The sequence below is a fragment of the Prochlorococcus sp. MIT 1304 genome (assembly GCF_047305015.1).
GTDB lineage: Bacteria > Cyanobacteriota > Cyanobacteriia > PCC-6307 > Cyanobiaceae > Prochlorococcus_A > Prochlorococcus_A marinus_E.
The window spans coordinates 1,524,162-1,540,139 of sequence record NZ_CP138974.1 but is presented as its reverse complement, the minus strand read 5'-3'; the positions used below and the strand labels follow the sequence as shown (position 1 = coordinate 1,540,139).

The 15,978-nt window shown below is 28.7% G+C and carries 16 protein-coding genes and 1 tRNA gene; 10 read left to right on the top strand and 7 right to left on the bottom strand.

Annotation, left to right across the window (positions count from 1 at the left end; genetic code table 11):
* Positions 1-83: 83 nt before the first annotated feature.
* The gene (locus tag SIB45_RS08770; RefSeq protein WP_011132751.1) at positions 84-191 is read right to left on the bottom strand and encodes a high light inducible protein; all 108 of its coding nucleotides are present in this window, start codon (positions 189-191) and stop codon (positions 84-86) included.
* A gap of 512 nt (positions 192-703) precedes the next feature.
* A tRNA-Lys gene (locus SIB45_RS08765) sits at positions 704-775 on the bottom strand.
* A 177-nt stretch (positions 776-952) separates the two neighbouring features.
* On the opposite strand from SIB45_RS08765, the gene SIB45_RS08760 reads away from it, so the two are divergent.
* Genes SIB45_RS08760 through SIB45_RS08745 form a run of 4 tightly spaced genes read left to right on the top strand, consistent with a single transcriptional unit; the run spans position 953 to position 4,578 of the window.
* Positions 953-1,069 carry a photosystem II protein Y gene (locus tag SIB45_RS08760; RefSeq protein WP_011818654.1) on the top strand — a complete coding sequence of 39 codons (117 nt, stop codon included), beginning with the start codon at positions 953-955 and terminating at the stop codon, positions 1,067-1,069.
* A 6-nt stretch (positions 1,070-1,075) separates the two neighbouring features.
* Positions 1,076-2,488 carry a methylenetetrahydrofolate--tRNA-(uracil(54)-C(5))-methyltransferase (FADH(2)-oxidizing) TrmFO gene (gene trmFO / locus SIB45_RS08755; protein ID WP_011863173.1) on the top strand — a complete coding sequence of 471 codons (1,413 nt, stop codon included), beginning with the start codon at positions 1,076-1,078 and terminating at the stop codon, positions 2,486-2,488.
* A 23-nt stretch (positions 2,489-2,511) separates the two neighbouring features.
* Positions 2,512-4,056 carry a carotenoid isomerase gene (crtH, locus tag SIB45_RS08750; protein ID WP_011863172.1) on the top strand — a complete coding sequence of 515 codons (1,545 nt, stop codon included), beginning with the start codon at positions 2,512-2,514 and terminating at the stop codon, positions 4,054-4,056.
* A 15-nt stretch (positions 4,057-4,071) separates the two neighbouring features.
* Positions 4,072-4,578 carry a hypothetical protein gene (locus tag SIB45_RS08745; protein WP_011863171.1) on the top strand — a complete coding sequence of 169 codons (507 nt, stop codon included), beginning with the start codon at positions 4,072-4,074 and terminating at the stop codon, positions 4,576-4,578.
* Here SIB45_RS08745 and SIB45_RS08740 read toward each other — a convergent pair.
* Complete coding sequence (locus tag SIB45_RS08740) at positions 4,575-5,312, bottom strand: response regulator transcription factor (RefSeq protein WP_011863170.1); 738 nt, start codon at positions 5,310-5,312, stop codon at positions 4,575-4,577. The genes SIB45_RS08745 and SIB45_RS08740 overlap by 4 nt on opposite strands.
* A gap of 86 nt (positions 5,313-5,398) precedes the next feature.
* Here SIB45_RS08740 and SIB45_RS08735 point away from each other — a divergent pair, with 86 nt between their 5' ends.
* Entirely contained in the window at positions 5,399-5,668 is a 270-nt protein-coding gene (locus SIB45_RS08735; protein ID WP_011863169.1) for a DUF6761 family protein, read from the top strand.
* A 47-nt stretch (positions 5,669-5,715) separates the two neighbouring features.
* On the opposite strand, the gene grxD is transcribed toward SIB45_RS08735, so the two are convergent.
* From grxD to SIB45_RS08715, 4 genes are read right to left on the bottom strand one after another with little or no spacing between them, the layout of a single operon-like run.
* The gene (gene grxD / locus SIB45_RS08730) at positions 5,716-6,039 is read right to left on the bottom strand and encodes a Grx4 family monothiol glutaredoxin (protein WP_011863168.1); all 324 of its coding nucleotides are present in this window, start codon (positions 6,037-6,039) and stop codon (positions 5,716-5,718) included.
* Between the two features lie 3 nt (positions 6,040-6,042).
* Positions 6,043-6,273 (bottom strand): BolA/IbaG family iron-sulfur metabolism protein, encoded by a 231-nt coding sequence (locus SIB45_RS08725; RefSeq protein ID WP_011863167.1) that lies wholly within the window; start codon positions 6,271-6,273, stop codon positions 6,043-6,045.
* 10 nt (positions 6,274-6,283) lie between these two features.
* On the bottom strand, positions 6,284-6,799 hold the full coding sequence (locus tag SIB45_RS08720; RefSeq protein ID WP_011863166.1) for a hypothetical protein: 516 nt from the start codon (positions 6,797-6,799) through the stop codon (positions 6,284-6,286).
* Between the two features lie 44 nt (positions 6,800-6,843).
* On the bottom strand, positions 6,844-7,458 hold the full coding sequence (locus SIB45_RS08715) for a lysophospholipid acyltransferase family protein (RefSeq protein ID WP_011863165.1): 615 nt from the start codon (positions 7,456-7,458) through the stop codon (positions 6,844-6,846).
* Positions 7,459-7,618: 160 nt separating this feature from the next.
* Between SIB45_RS08715 and SIB45_RS08710 the strand changes: the two genes are divergently transcribed.
* The 5 genes from SIB45_RS08710 to SIB45_RS08690 are packed head-to-tail and all read left to right on the top strand — an operon-like array spanning position 7,619 to position 15,977.
* Entirely contained in the window at positions 7,619-8,335 is a 717-nt protein-coding gene (locus SIB45_RS08710; protein WP_041484703.1) for a pyridoxine 5'-phosphate synthase, read from the top strand.
* Positions 8,336-8,343: 8 nt separating this feature from the next.
* Positions 8,344-8,661: an MgPME-cyclase complex family protein gene (locus SIB45_RS08705; protein WP_011818643.1), complete on the top strand. Its 318-nt coding sequence runs from the start codon at positions 8,344-8,346 to the stop codon at positions 8,659-8,661.
* Between the two features lie 17 nt (positions 8,662-8,678).
* A complete protein-coding gene (locus SIB45_RS08700) occupies positions 8,679-11,861 on the top strand; it encodes an exodeoxyribonuclease V subunit gamma (protein ID WP_011863163.1) in 3,183 nt (1,060 codons plus the stop codon).
* 3 nt (positions 11,862-11,864) lie between these two features.
* Positions 11,865-12,338, top strand: a complete 474-nt coding sequence (locus tag SIB45_RS08695; protein WP_011863162.1) for a methyltransferase family protein — start codon at positions 11,865-11,867, stop codon at positions 12,336-12,338.
* A gap of 12 nt (positions 12,339-12,350) precedes the next feature.
* Entirely contained in the window at positions 12,351-15,977 is a 3,627-nt protein-coding gene (locus SIB45_RS08690) for a UvrD-helicase domain-containing protein (RefSeq protein WP_011863161.1), read from the top strand.
* The last annotated feature ends 1 nt before the right edge of the window (position 15,978 follow it).

Genomic DNA, 15,978 nt, shown 5'->3' with positions numbered 1-15,978 from the left:
ATTCTTTATTTGATTGAAAAAAAAAGAGTGAGAGACCTGTAGTTCAGGAGCTCTCACGGTAATTACTTAAAATCTTGTATGGCTTAGAACCAACCAGGGATGATTTGTCCAGTTGTTACATAAGCACCAACAGCAGCAACAAAACCTAACATTGCTGCCCAACCATTAAAACGTTCTGCTTCGGGAGTCATAATAATAAGAAGTAAATTATGTAAACTATTGTAACAGATATTATGAAGCTTTGTAAAGTATTTTTGAAAAATCGCGCTTGGACTCGGCCTTGTTTAATCTAAATGTAGATGATGCTACAAAATTGGTTCATTTTTGAGTGTTTTTGCAAATTTTTAAATCAATTACAGCTTGTATTTAAATTAATTACTAGTTATTTTTCTCAAGTTTCATAAATTAAATGCTTGGATAGATTTGATTTAAATTTTATATTTGGGATTTCTGAAGAATTTAGAGCTATATAAATTTTGATTTAGTTAAATTCTGAGTAGTTATATTATCGATTTTATTTTATGCATAATTATTTTCATTATTTCTTTTTAAGTAATAAAAGATTTCTTATGTCGTAAATAGTTATGATAGAAATAGAATATAAATAAATATCTGCAAACGAAATTATTAATGAAGTTAGATTGGTTGAAGTTTATAGTTAATTAAAAAGATTCTAAATATTGGACTCAATTATAAGTAAATGTGGGTCGCCTGAGATTCGAACTCAGGACCAGCCGGTTAAAAGCCGGATGCTCTACCGCTGAGCTAGCGACCCATTTTGTAAAATCGAGTACATATGAAATTATCCCTTTTTAAGGTAAAAAAAACAACTTTTTATCTCAAGTTGAACAATAGAAAAACAATTCTTAACTTATGAAATAAAAAATTAAAATTTCTCTCTAAATTTACAGTTAAAAGTTAAAATAATCTAGTTAATAATATGATTTCAAAAATGCTAAGAACAATCGTAGTTTTTGCACCCATTATCGCTGCTTTAGCTTGGGTTATATTCAATATACAAAAACCAGCAAGAGAGCAATTCAATAGGGACTTTTTGGGCAAGGATTAATCTAATTTGTTAGATAAAGAAGTATTAGTTATTGGAGCTGGTCTTGCAGGATCTGAAGCTGCTTGGCAATTAGCAAATTCTGGTGTACCAGTTAAGTTAGTTGAAATGAGACCTATTAAATCAACTCCAGCTCATCATACGAGTGAATTTGGAGAATTGGTTTGTAGTAATAGTTTTGGAGCTTTAAGTCCTGATAGAGCTGCAGGTTTATTGCAAAAAGAACTTAGGTTTTTTAAATCTTTGATTGTTCAAACAGCTGATAAATTTGCTGTTCCAGCCGGAGGTGCTTTGGCGGTTGATAGATCTAAATTTAGTTACGCTTTGACTGAACAATTATCAAATCATCCTTTAGTCGAAATTAAGAGATTTGAACAACTAGATATCCCAAGTGAAGAAAATATAACTATCCTTGCAACTGGGCCATTAACTGCCGATGATTTATCCTATAAAATCCAAGATTTTACTGGTATCGATGATTGTCATTTTTTTGACGCGGCTAGCCCCATAATTTATGGAGATTCTATTGATCAAGAGATTGTATTTAAAGCTAGTAGATACGACAAAGGAGATCCTGCATATCTAAATTGCCCTATGGATGAAAATAAATACATCCATTTCAGGAATGAACTTATAGAAGGAGAACAAGCTAATTTAAAAGACTTTGAGAAAGAATCAGCTAATTTCTTTGAGGCTTGCTTACCAATTGAAGAAATTGCTAGAAGAGGAGTTGATACAATGAGATATGGGCCATTGAAATCTATTGGTTTGTGGAATCCAAAATGGGGAGATTTATTTGATAGGGAAAATAGGTTAAAAAAGCGACCTCATGCAGTTGTCCAATTAAGGAAAGAAGATTTAGAAGGGAAATTACTAAATATGGTAGGTTTTCAAACTAACCTCAAATGGTCTGAGCAAAAAAGAATATTTAGGATGATTCCTGGTTTAGAAAAGGCCGAGTTTGTACGTTTTGGAGTAATGCATAGAAATACTTTTTTAGAATCTCCAAAATTACTTTTACCAACATTGCAATTTATGAAAAGAGAAAACCTTTTTGCAGCGGGTCAAATAACTGGGACGGAAGGTTATGCAGCAGCAGCTGCAGGAGGCTTGCTTGCAGGAATAAATGCATCCTTATTAGCTAAGGGTAAAAAACCAGTAAGTTTTCCTGATGAATCAATGATTGGTTCTCTAATGAATTTTATTAGTAACAAAAATCAAATATTATCTAATCAGAAAAAGAATAAATTCCAACCAATGCCTGCTTCATTTGGTTTAGTTCCAGAACTAACTAAAAGAATAAAAGATAAAAGATTAAGGTACAAAGCTTATCAAGAAAGATCTACAGAAGCCTTGAATGACTTTAAAAATAAACTAGATTCTTGTTTTGATAAAGACCACTTACTCAGCAAAATTTACTAAGATAAATTATCAAGGATCAAAAAATGGAATTAAATAAGGAAAACTTCGATGCAATTATTATTGGCTCAGGAATAGGAGGGTTAGTAACTGCTTCACAATTGGCAGCGAAAGGAGCTCAAGTATTAGTTCTTGAAAAATATATTATTCCAGGAGGGAGTGGAGGCTCTTTTAAAAGAAAAGGCTATACCTTTGATGTAGGAGCTTCAATGATTTTTGGATTTGGAGAAAAAGGTTATACCAATTTATTAACTCGTGCATTAAAGGATGTAAACGAAAAATGCGAAACTATTCCGGATCCTGTTCAACTGGAATATCACTTACCACATAACTTTAATATTTCAGTAGATAAAAATTATGAGCAATTTATAAGCAAATTATCAGCTAGTTTCCCCAATGAAAAAAAAGGTATCAAGAAATTCTATGATACTTGTGCCAGTGTATTTAAATGTTTAGATTCAATGCCTCTTTTATCAATAGAGGATCCAAGTTATCTTTTTAAAGTCTTCTTTAAATCCCCATTATCCTGTTTAGGGTTAGCTAGATGGTTACCTGCAAATGCAGGAGATGTTGCGAGAAAGTTTATAAAAGATCCTGAACTTTTAAAATTTATCGATATCGAATGTTTTTGTTGGTCTGTAATGCCAGCTCTAAAAACCCCTATGATTAATGCAGGGATGGTATTTACAGATAGGCATGCTGGGGGTATAAATTATCCAAAAGGGGGAGTTGGAACGATAGCAGAGAAGTTTGTTTCTGGTATTGAAAAATTAGGAGGAAAAGTAAGATATAAAGCCAACGTGACTGAAATCCTCTTAAAGGATGAGAAGGCGGTAGGAGTTAAGCTCTCAAATGGAGAAGAGATATATTCAAATATTATTGTATCCAACTCTACTAGATGGGATACATTTGGATTGAAAGATAATACTAAAGGATTAATTTCAAGTGAAAACGTGCCAAAAAGTGAATATAAGTGGTCAGAAACTTATAAACCCTCACCTTCTTTTGTTTCGATTCACCTTGGAGTAGAAAAAAATCTAATACCCGACAATTTTAATTGTCATCATATAATAGTTAAAAATTGGGATGAATTAGAAAGCGAAAAGGGAGTTATTTTTGTTTCTATACCTACTTTGCTTGACTCGTCTTTGGCTCCTGAAGGTAAACATATCGTGCATGCATTTACTCCTTCATCGATTAGTGAATGGGAAGGCCTAACAAGGAAAGAATATTTGCAAAAGAAAGATAAATATTTTTCTTTCCTTGTTGAAAAAATATCAACTATTCTTCCTAATCTTGAACAAAATATTGACCACAAAGAAATTGGTACTCCCAAAACTCATAAAAAGTTTCTTGGAAGATTTGAAGGTAGTTATGGGCCAATTCCCAGTAAAAAGTTGCTTGGACTTTTGCCAATGCCTTTCAACACTACAAAAATTCAAAACCTTTATTGTGTAGGGGATTCATGTTTCCCTGGCCAAGGCCTAAATGCCGTTGCTTTTAGTGGATACGCATGCGCTCATAAAATAGGTGCAAAGTTAAACTTAAACAGTTTTAAATTGCCAGATTAAAAGGATTTTTATGAAATGATAGAAAAATTTAAAACTCTTTTTTTTGTGAAAAGTTCGTTAATTTCTCTTTATTTAGCGCTTACAATTCCTTTACCATTTATTTCAATCGAAAAATTAAAAATACCCTCTATTATAATTTTTGCACTAGGCCTTTATTTGATAATCAATATTACTAGTGATTATGTAGAAACTTGCAGTAATAAAATTTCATATAAAAGTAGCTTTATTTCTAAATTCTTAGGAAAAAAAAATTGGGAGATTTCTTGGAAAGATATTAAGTTAATCAAATCTTTACCAACGAGTCAGAGTAGTAAAGTTTATTACTTTAATACGCATCAAGGTGAAAACTACCTTGTCCCACAAAGAGTGGAAAAATTTGAAAAATTTTTATTAATTGTTTCTAGTAATACTGGGATTGATATTAATGAAATATCTTACATATCACCACTATGGACTTATAAGTTATTGACTTTACTTTCGATAATGATGATTGCGGGGGAGATTTTTGCTTTTCTAAGCTAAATATTATCAATACTGAATCTATAACCTTGTTGTCTAACAGTGGTTATACCACCACCTTCTCCCAAGCCTGCCTGTTCTAATTTTCTCCGCAAAGTTAATACCTGAGTATCTACAGATCTCGGCCCCCCGCTGAAGGGTGGCCAGGCCATTCTCAGAAGCTCTTGTCGGCTCCTAACCATGCCAGGTGGCATTAAAAGGGCGCAAAGGAGTGCAAACTCTCTAGGGCTTAATTCTACGGGCTTCTCGCTAAGAGTTACCTGTCTTAAAAGAAGATGAACCTCTAGTGGGCCAACCTCAACTTTTTCTTGTAATCCAATTCTCCCTCTTTTCAAAAGGGTTCTACATCTAGCTGCAAGCTCTTCTAGACCAAATGGTTTTCTAAGAACATCATCTGCACCTTCATCTAACAAATTAACTAATGCTTCCACACCTGATCTTGCCGTTAAAACTATGACAGAGGACCCTAATTGTTGGGCGAGTCTCATTGCAGTATTCTGATCGAGTATTTCTGCGCTAACTAATAGGTCAGGTGATTGTTCTCTGCATAAGTCAATAGCTTCAGCTGCTGTGCCTACTGCCGCAGCTAAATGGCCATCTTGGCGAAGCCTTTGAACAAGGACCGTTCTAAGTGTGGGGTGAGGTTCAACAACTAAAACTCTTGAGGGGGTTTGAGAGCTCTGAGGCAATTGTGAACTGCCAGGAGTTGAAGCTAAGATTTGCTCAGTTGATTGCATTCTTAATTACTGTTTGGCCGGGCAATATTTGGTCATCCTTAATAAGGTATAACAAATGCTAAATAAAAATCAGAATCTATCGAATTATGACATCATTTGAAAATCCTAAAGCAATTCGTCATTTTCAATCAATTTGCGATAGTCTCCAGGACTTAGTTACTCGTTATCATACGCCATCTGATCTTAAATTATATAGTGATGGTTATCTTCAAGCATTAAGGAATTGCAATGGTTTAGAGCAAAATGATCAAGAAAAATTAGAAAAATTAATTGAAAGATGGATTCTAGATCCGTCAAGTTTTATTGATCCAGAGGGAGATGGAAATAAAGGCTTTTTTGATAAAAAAAGGATTTAAAATATTAATTTTTATTAATCAATTCAGTATTTATACTTACTAATGTCTTAAGACGCTAATTCAATTTCTATTTTTTCTTTAAGAGATCCTGAGTTGTACATCTCAATAAGAATGTCTGAACCTCCAAGAAACTCTCCTTTTAGGTAAACTTGCGGAATTGTTGGCCAATCTGAATATTCTTTAATACCTTCTCGGATAGCAAAATCGCTTAAAACATCAAACGTTCCAAATTCTACTCCCAGTGAATTTAGTATTTGCACTACATTATTGGAAAAACCGCATTGAGGCATTAATTTTGTCCCTTTCATGAAAACCATTACTGGATTAGAATCAATCAGTTTTTGTATTTTATCTTTTGTTAGTTTGTCCATAATTCAATTTGGAGTTTCTGTTTTTAATGCCAGTGCATGGATAGCCTCTGAAGCTAATTCTTCCTTCAAAGCAGAATAGACTAGCTGGTGTTGTTTAACTAATGATAATCCATGGAATTCAGATGCAATTACAGTAACTTGTAAATGATCATTTCCCTTAAGGTTTTCAACAAAAACTTTGGAACTTGGAATTTTTTTAGTGATTAAATTAATAACCTCTGTTTTAGTAATCATATTTTTTTAATTAACCTTTGTATTTTGTCTCAACAAATCCTAGTTGGATCAATCTTTCATAAGCTTCTTTACCTTCTGGAGTGTTAGGTGACATTATTCTAATTGTCTCAACAAGTAAGGGTACTGCAACCTCAGGCTTTTCAGTTTTTATATACATGGATGCTAATCTCTCATTTGTTTCTGCCAAAATTTGTAATGTTTCCTTTCCTTTCCTTTGCATTTCATTTGGTATTCTGGCATCAATTCCTTTGAAGGATGAATTTAGATCAGAATAAAAAGAGGCAAGTTGCTTCGCCAATTTTCTAGCGTCTAAGTAAGAATCCTTTGCTTTTTCGAAATCCCCATTTTTAATATATTTATCACCTTCTTTTATGAAATATTCTACGTTTGAAATTGAAAGCTTTTTACTTTCATTTGAGAATACTCTGAAGTCTTTTGGATTCTTTATTTCAGCATGAACTTCATTTTTGTAGGGAATATTCCCAAAAAATATAAATAGAATTGGGATTAATTTTAAGAATTTCATTTTTCTTTTTCAATTATTAAAATTTATAGTAACTTATTACAGATTCATCTACCTACATTTTTTAATGCTTTTTCTTCCTCTTGAATCATTTTTTCATTTAGAAATGTATTAAATTTTTTGATAGGAAAGTTTAAATAGTCATTAATTACTATTGGCTCTCCAAATGATAAACAAAATTCACCCCTAAAATTAGGAGGAACTTTACTGTAGGCAATCCCAATTGGAATAATAGTAATAGAAGTTGTTTTTTTGGTAGCTAATCTAGCTAATCTATAAAGTCCTTCTTTGAGAACTAATTTTTTTCCATATCTATTAATCTTTCCTTCGGGGAAAACAACTAGTTGTTCTCCTTTTTCTATAAGATCAATAGCATATCTTAAAGCTGAGAGAGAAGGCGATAATTGATTTATTGAAAAACATCCAAGTCTTTTTAAAAACCAACCTTGTATTCCTCTCATTTCGGATTTGGTAACCATAAATCTACAATCCTTTTTTGTTACCCTCCTGCCCAGCGCCATTGTGAGTATTAAGCCGTCCCATCTTGATCTGTGGGTTGGAGCTAGAATGATAGAAGAATTTATGGGTAACGAAAAACCATTTTTTAATATTTTCTTTTTTCTAAAAAAGAATCTCAAAACGACGTCCTGGGTAACGAACATTGCAATAAATCCCAACGCAGGGTTGATTTTATGCCAAATATTTGTGGAATTCTTCTTCAAGTTCTATTTACTATATATTAATAATTTAAGTGTTTGCCTTTTTTTATTAGCTATTATTGGGCGGTTACTAGATTGTCTAGAAACTAAGAATTTCAAAATTATGGCTACTTTAGGAGTAAACATTGATCATATTGCAAATGTAAGGCAAGCAAGGAAAACTGTCGAGCCTGACCCTGTGCAATTTGCTTTTTTAGCTGAATTAGGAGGGGCAGATTCCATAACCGTACATCTCAGAGAAGATAGAAGACATATACAAGATAGGGACGTATTCCTTCTGAAAGAGACTATAAAAACAAAACTCAATTTAGAGATGGCTGCTACAGGTGAAATGTTAGAAATTGCCAAAAAAATTCTTCCCGATTATGTAACGCTTGTGCCTGAAAAAAGAGAGGAAGTTACTACTGAAGGCGGGTTGGATTTAAAAAGTAATATGCAATACCTTAAGAAGGCTGTTGGGAATTTAAAGGATTCAAATATAGAAGTAAGCGCATTTATTGATCCTCTTGGTGAACAGATAAATTATTCCAAAGAAATAGGCTTTGATTTTATAGAATTACATACTGGAAAATATGCTGAACTATCGGGATCTGAACAATATAAAGAGCTCCAAAGGATTATAGAGTCTACACATTTAGCAAATGACCTTGGATTGGTTGTTAATGCTGGTCATGGCCTAAACTACAATAATGTTAAAAAAATTGCATCAATTAACAATATGAACGAGTTGAACATAGGTCATAGTATTGTTGCTAGGGCTTTAGCGATAGGATTAGAAAAGTCTGTACGTGAGATGAAGTCCCTTATCACATCAAATTAAATTTTAAAATGACAACATACTTTTTCGTTGCAGCAAGTGAAAAGTTTTTAACAGTTGAAGAACCACTTGATGAAATTTTGAAAGAGAGGATGAGGAACTATAAAGAAAATAATAAAGAAATAGATTTTTGGCTCTTAAAAAATCCATCATTTTTACAAACCACCCAATTTGCTGATCTAAAAGCAAAAATTCCATCTACCCCAGCAGTTGTTTTGTCGACCGATAAAAAATTTATAACTTTCTTAAAGCTTCGTTTAGAGTTTGTTGCTGTGGGGGAATTCGAATTTCCTAATGCAGAAATAATTGATCCATTTAAAGTTGAGTAATATAACCATCTAGTAAATTGCTCAATCTTTATAAGTCAAATAAAATTGAAGTAATTAGTGAGCTGTTAGCAGAGGAATTAAAAATATGTCCTCCGGCTATAAATGAGAAATTAGAAATAGTAGTCCCCAATTACTTTTTTGGGAATTGGTTACGTGAACAAATAACTATAAAAAACAAAATAAGTGCTCTTTATGAATTAAAGACAATATCAACGTATACCGAATCTTTATTGACAAATTTTTTCCCTGCAATTGATATGAGCGCATGGAATTTTGAGTCAATTAAATGGGGAATTGTTGATTCCTTGGAAGAATTAAATAGCTTTAAAGAATCATTTCCGCTTAGAAATTGGATTAATAAATATTTGGATAATAAAAAGATAATTGATGGAGATATATATAGTCTGACAAAAAAGATCACGAATAATTTTATTGATTATCTGATTTTTAGACCTGAAATGATTGCTCAATGGAATAGATATGAAATTAATTCATCTAGTCTATTTAAGAATTTAAACTCGGATCAATTTTGGCAGCCTATTTTATATAAATTATTAGAGGAAAAGATATCTGAAAAGCCATCATGTTTATACATGATTGAAGTAATAAAGAATTTAAGAAAAATTAAAAACCTTCAATTTCAAGTGCCAAATCAAATTTATATTTTTTCAGATAATAACTTATCTAAACTACATATTAATTTTTATTCAGAACTTTCAAAATTTATTAAGGTAAATTTGTATTTATTATCTCCTGGAGAAGATTTATGGAATAGGATAAATTGTCTTGAAGGTGAGTTGGAATTTGATGATAATGAAAGTAAATTGAATTTAAATAATACAAATATAGAGAAAATATTTGGTAAATTTGGAGCAAACTTTCAGAAATTAATTGATGAAAATATTTATACAGAAGGTATAAATTTAAAAAATAATCTTATTTATCTCGATCCAACAACTAATTTTAATAATAAGAAAGATATTCCTCTTCTTAATCAAATTCAAAAAAGACTAATTGATAATAGTACCGTCGATTTTACAGTAAGTGAAAGGGATGACTCAATATTACTTTGTGAGCATTTTAATCAGAATAGTCAATTTGAATATTTAAGAAAAAAAATTATAGAGATAATAAATTCTTGCGAGAATATTAAATATAGTGATATTGCTGTTTTATCTCCACAAACAAATTTAATTAAACCTTATCTAAGGTACATCTTTAATAATGAGTTAATTAATGGAGAAAAGATACCTTATTTTTTTATTGATGATGATAATAATGACTCTGCAGGCATTTATGAATTTCTAATTGATATTACTGAAATAGCAAGTGAAAAAATTACACTTGAAAAAATAGATTATATTCTTTCGAAAAAAGTAACTCAGAACATTTTTGATTTTAATATTACTGAGAAGGATGAAATAATTTTCTTACTAACCCAAGCAGGGTTTCATTGGGGATTAGATGATAAAGAAAGATTAGGTGAAGAGAAAAATACTCTAGATTGGTGTATAAATAGAATTACTTTAGGGTTAATTTATGATAAAGAAGTAAATTTAAGTAATTTTAATTTAAAACCATTTAGTTATAAAAATATTAGTTTGGATTTGAATAAATGGGTTAAAATATTAATTCATTTAAAAAAATATATTAATTTGATAAGGGGATCTTTTTCTTACACGAATTGGGTTGAAAAGATAAAGTTTATATTAAAAAGTGTTGCTGATTCTAATGCAAATTTCAATTTAGAAATAAGTCAAATAAATAGAATTCTTGATAATCACGCAATACCTTTAATACCTGATGATCTTATCTTGTTAAAAGTTTTTAGAGAAATATTAATTTCTTGCATAAATAAAGTTAAATATCAAAACAAATCACGAGTTAACAAGATCCTAGTAAGTGATATTGAGAATTCAAGGCATATTCCACATAAGGTTATTTTCCTGATAGACATGAATAGTGTTAATTATCCAAAATTACCAAAGAGTGAAACCATTAATTTATTAAAAAACAAATATCATTTGGGTGATCCATCTGTTTTTGAAAGAGAGAAATATGCATTTCTGGAGTTGTTAATTGCCTGCAGAGATAAATTTATAGTTACCTGGGTAAAAAATGATAAAGACAATAAAAAATTAGATGTTTCTTTTCCTATAAAAGAGTTAATATCTTTTTTTGATAGTTTCTTAAACCAAAGCCAAAGAGAACTAATAATTAAAGATTCTGATTTAAATAAAAATGAAATAATTGATCTTGATAAATGTCAGATTATTAAAAGTAATTATTCTTTAATAGAAGATATAAATTGGAATGAAAAAAAATCTGATATTAAAAATTACAAGTTATCAGAATTGATTTATTGGTTCAAGAATCCACAAAAATATTGGCTTAATAAAAACAATATTTCTCCCAATGAAATATTTATTCATCATCCAGACGAGGAGTATGTAAGCAATCTGCAAAAGTCGCAATTAATTACAAAAATAATCCAGCAAATAGAGATTGATAAGCATAATATTATTGATGATTTAAATGAATTAAATATTAATGATCAATTGGCTGAAAATGGTATTATTATGCCCAAAAATAGTATTTTTACAAAAGAAAAAGAAATCAAAGACTTATTAAGCAGCCTAGCTGCAAGTTTGAGTCAACATAATAAAATTAATAAAATCTATGTCAAGTTAAATGCGAATAAAGAAGAATATTTAATCGCTGATGAAACCGTAATTGAATTAATTAATGCGAAGTTAAGTTTAAGTAGTTTGACTGAGGCTTGGATAAAATTACTCTTTATTTCTTCTTTAAAGAGGAATATAAAAAGGAGTAAAGTAATTTTTAGAACAGAAAATAATTACAAATCGCAAATTATTCAATCACCCGGAGAAGCTGAATCAAATCTAATTTTGGAGGATTACATAAATATTTTTAAAAATTATTCTGAAAAATGTTTACCTCTTCCTCCAGAAAGTACTTATAAATATGTAGAAGCAAAAATAAAATCAAAAAATGAAAAAAAAGCTTTTACAGATAAATGGATTGGTAATAAAAATTTTTCTAAAGGAGAAAGAGATAATATCGTAATGAAATTGTGTTTTGGTAATGAAAAAGAACCAGATTTCTTTCTTAGAAATAATAATTTTGATCAATTATCATACAGATTATATGGTCCTCTAATTAAAGCATTAAAGAAATAAAAAATGTCTAAATTTAAGTTAAAAAATTTTTTTAAAGCTGCTTATGACCTAATGCTTGTTTTTTTACAGTTCTTTATTATTAGTCTTCATTTTTTTCAATGGGAATTTCTTCCAAAAAAACAAATAATTCAAGCAAGTCCTTTTTCTTATTTCATGGGCCTTTTGATTATCATAATCGCTTTCATACTAATGTTAGTTTCAATTAAAGACTTAGGTAGAAATTTATCCCCTTTCCCAAGACCTATAAACAATAGCAATCTAGTTACTACAGGTATTTATCGATTTACGCGCCATCCCATGTACTATTCTTTATTATTTATTTCCATTGGAGTTTTTATAATTAAATTATCTATTTATTACTTATTTTTGACAATAAGTTTATCTTTAATTATTAAATTTAAGATTGCCTTGGAAGAGAAATATTTAATTAATAAATTTAAGAATTACTTACTATATAAAAATGAGGTTAAAGTTTAATTTAATAAGAAAATGGATATTAATCAAATTAAATTAGATAATAAGTTTAAATTAGTAGAAGCAAGTGCGGGAACGGGTAAGAGTTTTACTTTGGCTCACATAGTTTTAAGAAATGTTTTGGAGAAAAAAGTTAAACCAGATGAGATACTCTTGCTGAGTTTTACGAAAAATACTTGTTCAGAATTAAGAGATAAAATACTCTTGAGATTTCATACTTTAAAAGTATATTTGCAAAGTCATAATGAAGTTAAGATAGATAATACTCTTAAGGATTGGTATTTAAATTTTAAGGATAAAGATGAATCTAAGGAAAATATAATTTCCGAAATTGATAATTTTATAAATCAATTCTACAAGTTAAAAGTAATTACATTCCATGCTTTTTGTAATGATATTATTGATGAATATAGTATTGAAATAGGTGTAACTCAAGATCCATATATTGAGAATAATATTGATAATTTTTATAAAGATGTAATAGATAATTTGTGGATTGATGATTTTCTGAATCTTAATCATGAGCTTATTTCAGCGGTCAACAAAAAAAAAATAAGTTCTAGATTTGGAAGTAGGATCAATAAGTCATTTTTTGTAGAAATTTTAAAAAATATAGATCAAGAAAATATCTGTAAATTTCAAATAAATAATAAATATAAGAATATTGATTTTAATAATTATTTTAATCAATTTTTTTATTTAAATTGGAACGATTTTTGTTTTGAATGGAATAAGAAAGGTAAGGAATTATTTTTACAACTCATAGAGTTGGGAAAATTAATTAAGGAGAGTGGTGGAAAAAGTCAAATATATGCTGCAAAACCAAGAAATGATAAGTTTAATCAAATAAATTGTTGGATTGAAGAGATTAACAAAAGACTTAATTCTAAAAATATTATTGATTTAATATATGATATTTCTAAGGATGATCTTTTATCTAAATATTTTTATATTGAAAATATATCTAAAGAAATTAATAAACATAATCTAAAATTAGATTTTACTAAATTTAATTCATTACAAGATAAAATTTATAAAATAAAAGAAGGTTTCTTTACTGAATTTGTAAGAATATTTACCCAATTAGCTTATATAAAATTAATTGAATTAAAGAAAAGTTTTTCTATTTTAAACTTCAATGATCTTATCAAGACTGTAGAAAATACATTTCTAGATTCGGAAATTTGTAATAGTAATACTCTATCTAAAATTCAAAAAAGATTTAAATGTGTCTTAGTTGATGAGTTCCAAGATACAGATATTACTCAGTGGAATTTAATAAAAAAGTTCTTTAATACAAAAAATCATTTTTTACTTTGCGTAGGTGATCCAAAACAAGCGATTTACAAATTTAGAGGTGGAGATATTGAAACTTACTTAGATGCAAGATCTAATGCAATCGAAGTCTTTAATCTTACAGATAACTATAGATCCTCAAAAAAGTTAATCGATGTTCTTAATAAACTTTATAAGAATGGACTTAAACAATCAAAACTAAAATATAGTAAATTAACCTCAACAATTAATGAAGATATTAATTATGAATTTAAATTTAAGGATGTATTTGAAATTGTAGAGTTTTCAAAAAAAGAGACTGATATAGAGGATCTTGTAACTCACTATATAGTTAACTTTATTTTAAATAATAAAGAAATTGATATTAATAAAATTGCGATTCTTACATTAAATAATTCGCAATGCTTAGATTTTAAAAAAAAATTAAATCAGTTTAACCTCCCATGCAAAATTCAAAATAAGCAAAATATTTTTGATACAGAAGCAAGTTCTTTACTATTTTTATTCATCGAATGTTTATTAAATCCGAGGTCTTTAAAAAATATAACTTTGCTAGCTACTTCAAAGTTTATAGAAATAAAATTAGAAGATTTACTTGATCATGGAATTAGTAATAATTTAGAAATTTTAATTAATAAATGCATTACTTGGTCCCACGAACTAAGAGAAAAAGGTTTTTTAAACATTGTTAATGAACTACTTATAAATTACAAGTCATCCTCGATTATTCAAGATTCAGATTTAAATTTAAATTTATTTCAACTTTCAGAAATTGTTGAAATAGAGTTAATAAATAATGATTTTGATATCAATATAGTCTTCAACTGGTATAAAAATCAGTTAGATCATATTTTAAGAATTTCTACTGGCGAAGATTTTTTGACGAAAGATTATAATCTTCAAAATGGAATAAATCTTTCTACCATTCATAGTAGTAAGGGCCTCGAATTTGAAATAGTCCTATGTCCATATCTCTCAATTATTTCAAATAAGTCAAATAAAATTAAAGGACCTCTTTGGAAATCGAATATTGATAGAAATATATATGTTAATATTTCTAATAATTACTCTAAAGTTGAAAAATTTAAATTAATAGAAGAAGAAGATTTATTTAAAGAAAGTGAGAGGTTAATTTATGTAGCACTTACCAGGAGCAAATATAAACTTATTGTTTTTAATGATTTAGAGGATACAAATAATATTTTAAATAATGATTTACTTAATAATTTGGAAAATATCAATATTTACAAGTCTAATTTTCAAGTCAGGATAGAAAAAGAGAAAATAAAAGAAATTTTTTCGAAGTTCCGAACCAAGCGATTGAATAATAATCTTTGGAAAATCGATAACTTTAATAAGAAAATATCTAATGTATTTAATTCTGATCAATTTATTTCTTATTCAAGTTATTCTTCTTGGATACGTAAAGATAAAAATATTGATGCAGTTATTAATCAATATAAGGATTATGAAGATAATATATCAATTATCAAAGATTCTAATTTTAAGAATTCAAAGAATAATCCTAATTATTTTTCTTATCCAAATCCCTTAAGTGAATTTCCCAAAGGAAATATTGCTGGGACTTGCCTGCACAAAATATTAGAAAGATTTGAATTTAGAAACGATAATAATCAAGAATTAATTGATTTAATTATTGAGGAATTGAATTTTCATCAAATAGATACTTCTTTAGCTTTTAAAGTAAAAGATGCGATTTTAAGAATCATAAATATATCTTTAGGAAGAGAATTACAAAATAAGAAACTAGTTGATATTCCAAATGATTACTTAATTAAGGAACTCAAATATGATTTAACCCTATCTTATGAAGGTAGAAATATTAATTCTAATGATATATCAAATTGCTTTTTTTTAGATCAAGAATATGAATTTGGTGAAGAATATGCAAATAAAATAAATGATCTTCAAATTATGAATAAAGGCTTTCATTCAGGATGTATTGATTGTGTTTTCCCTGTAGGAAATAAATTAGAAGATAGTAAATGGTGGGTAATTGACTGGAAAAGTAATTTGATTTCTGGTAGTGATAATAGTGATTGTTTACCGAGAAACTATAACTATGAAAATATGAGAAATGAAATGATTAAACATCATTATCCATTGCAATCTCATCTTTATTTATTAGCATTGCATAGATTATTGAAGTGGCGACTTAAAAATTATCAACCACATAAACATCTAGGAGGATATATTTATTTGTTTTTAAAGGGATTGCCAGATTCTGAATTATTTGAAAAGTCTAAGTCTGAAGATATATCTCCAGGTATTTTTATTAGCAAAGCACCTTTAAAAAGAATTAATTATTTAGATAACCTTTTTTAAA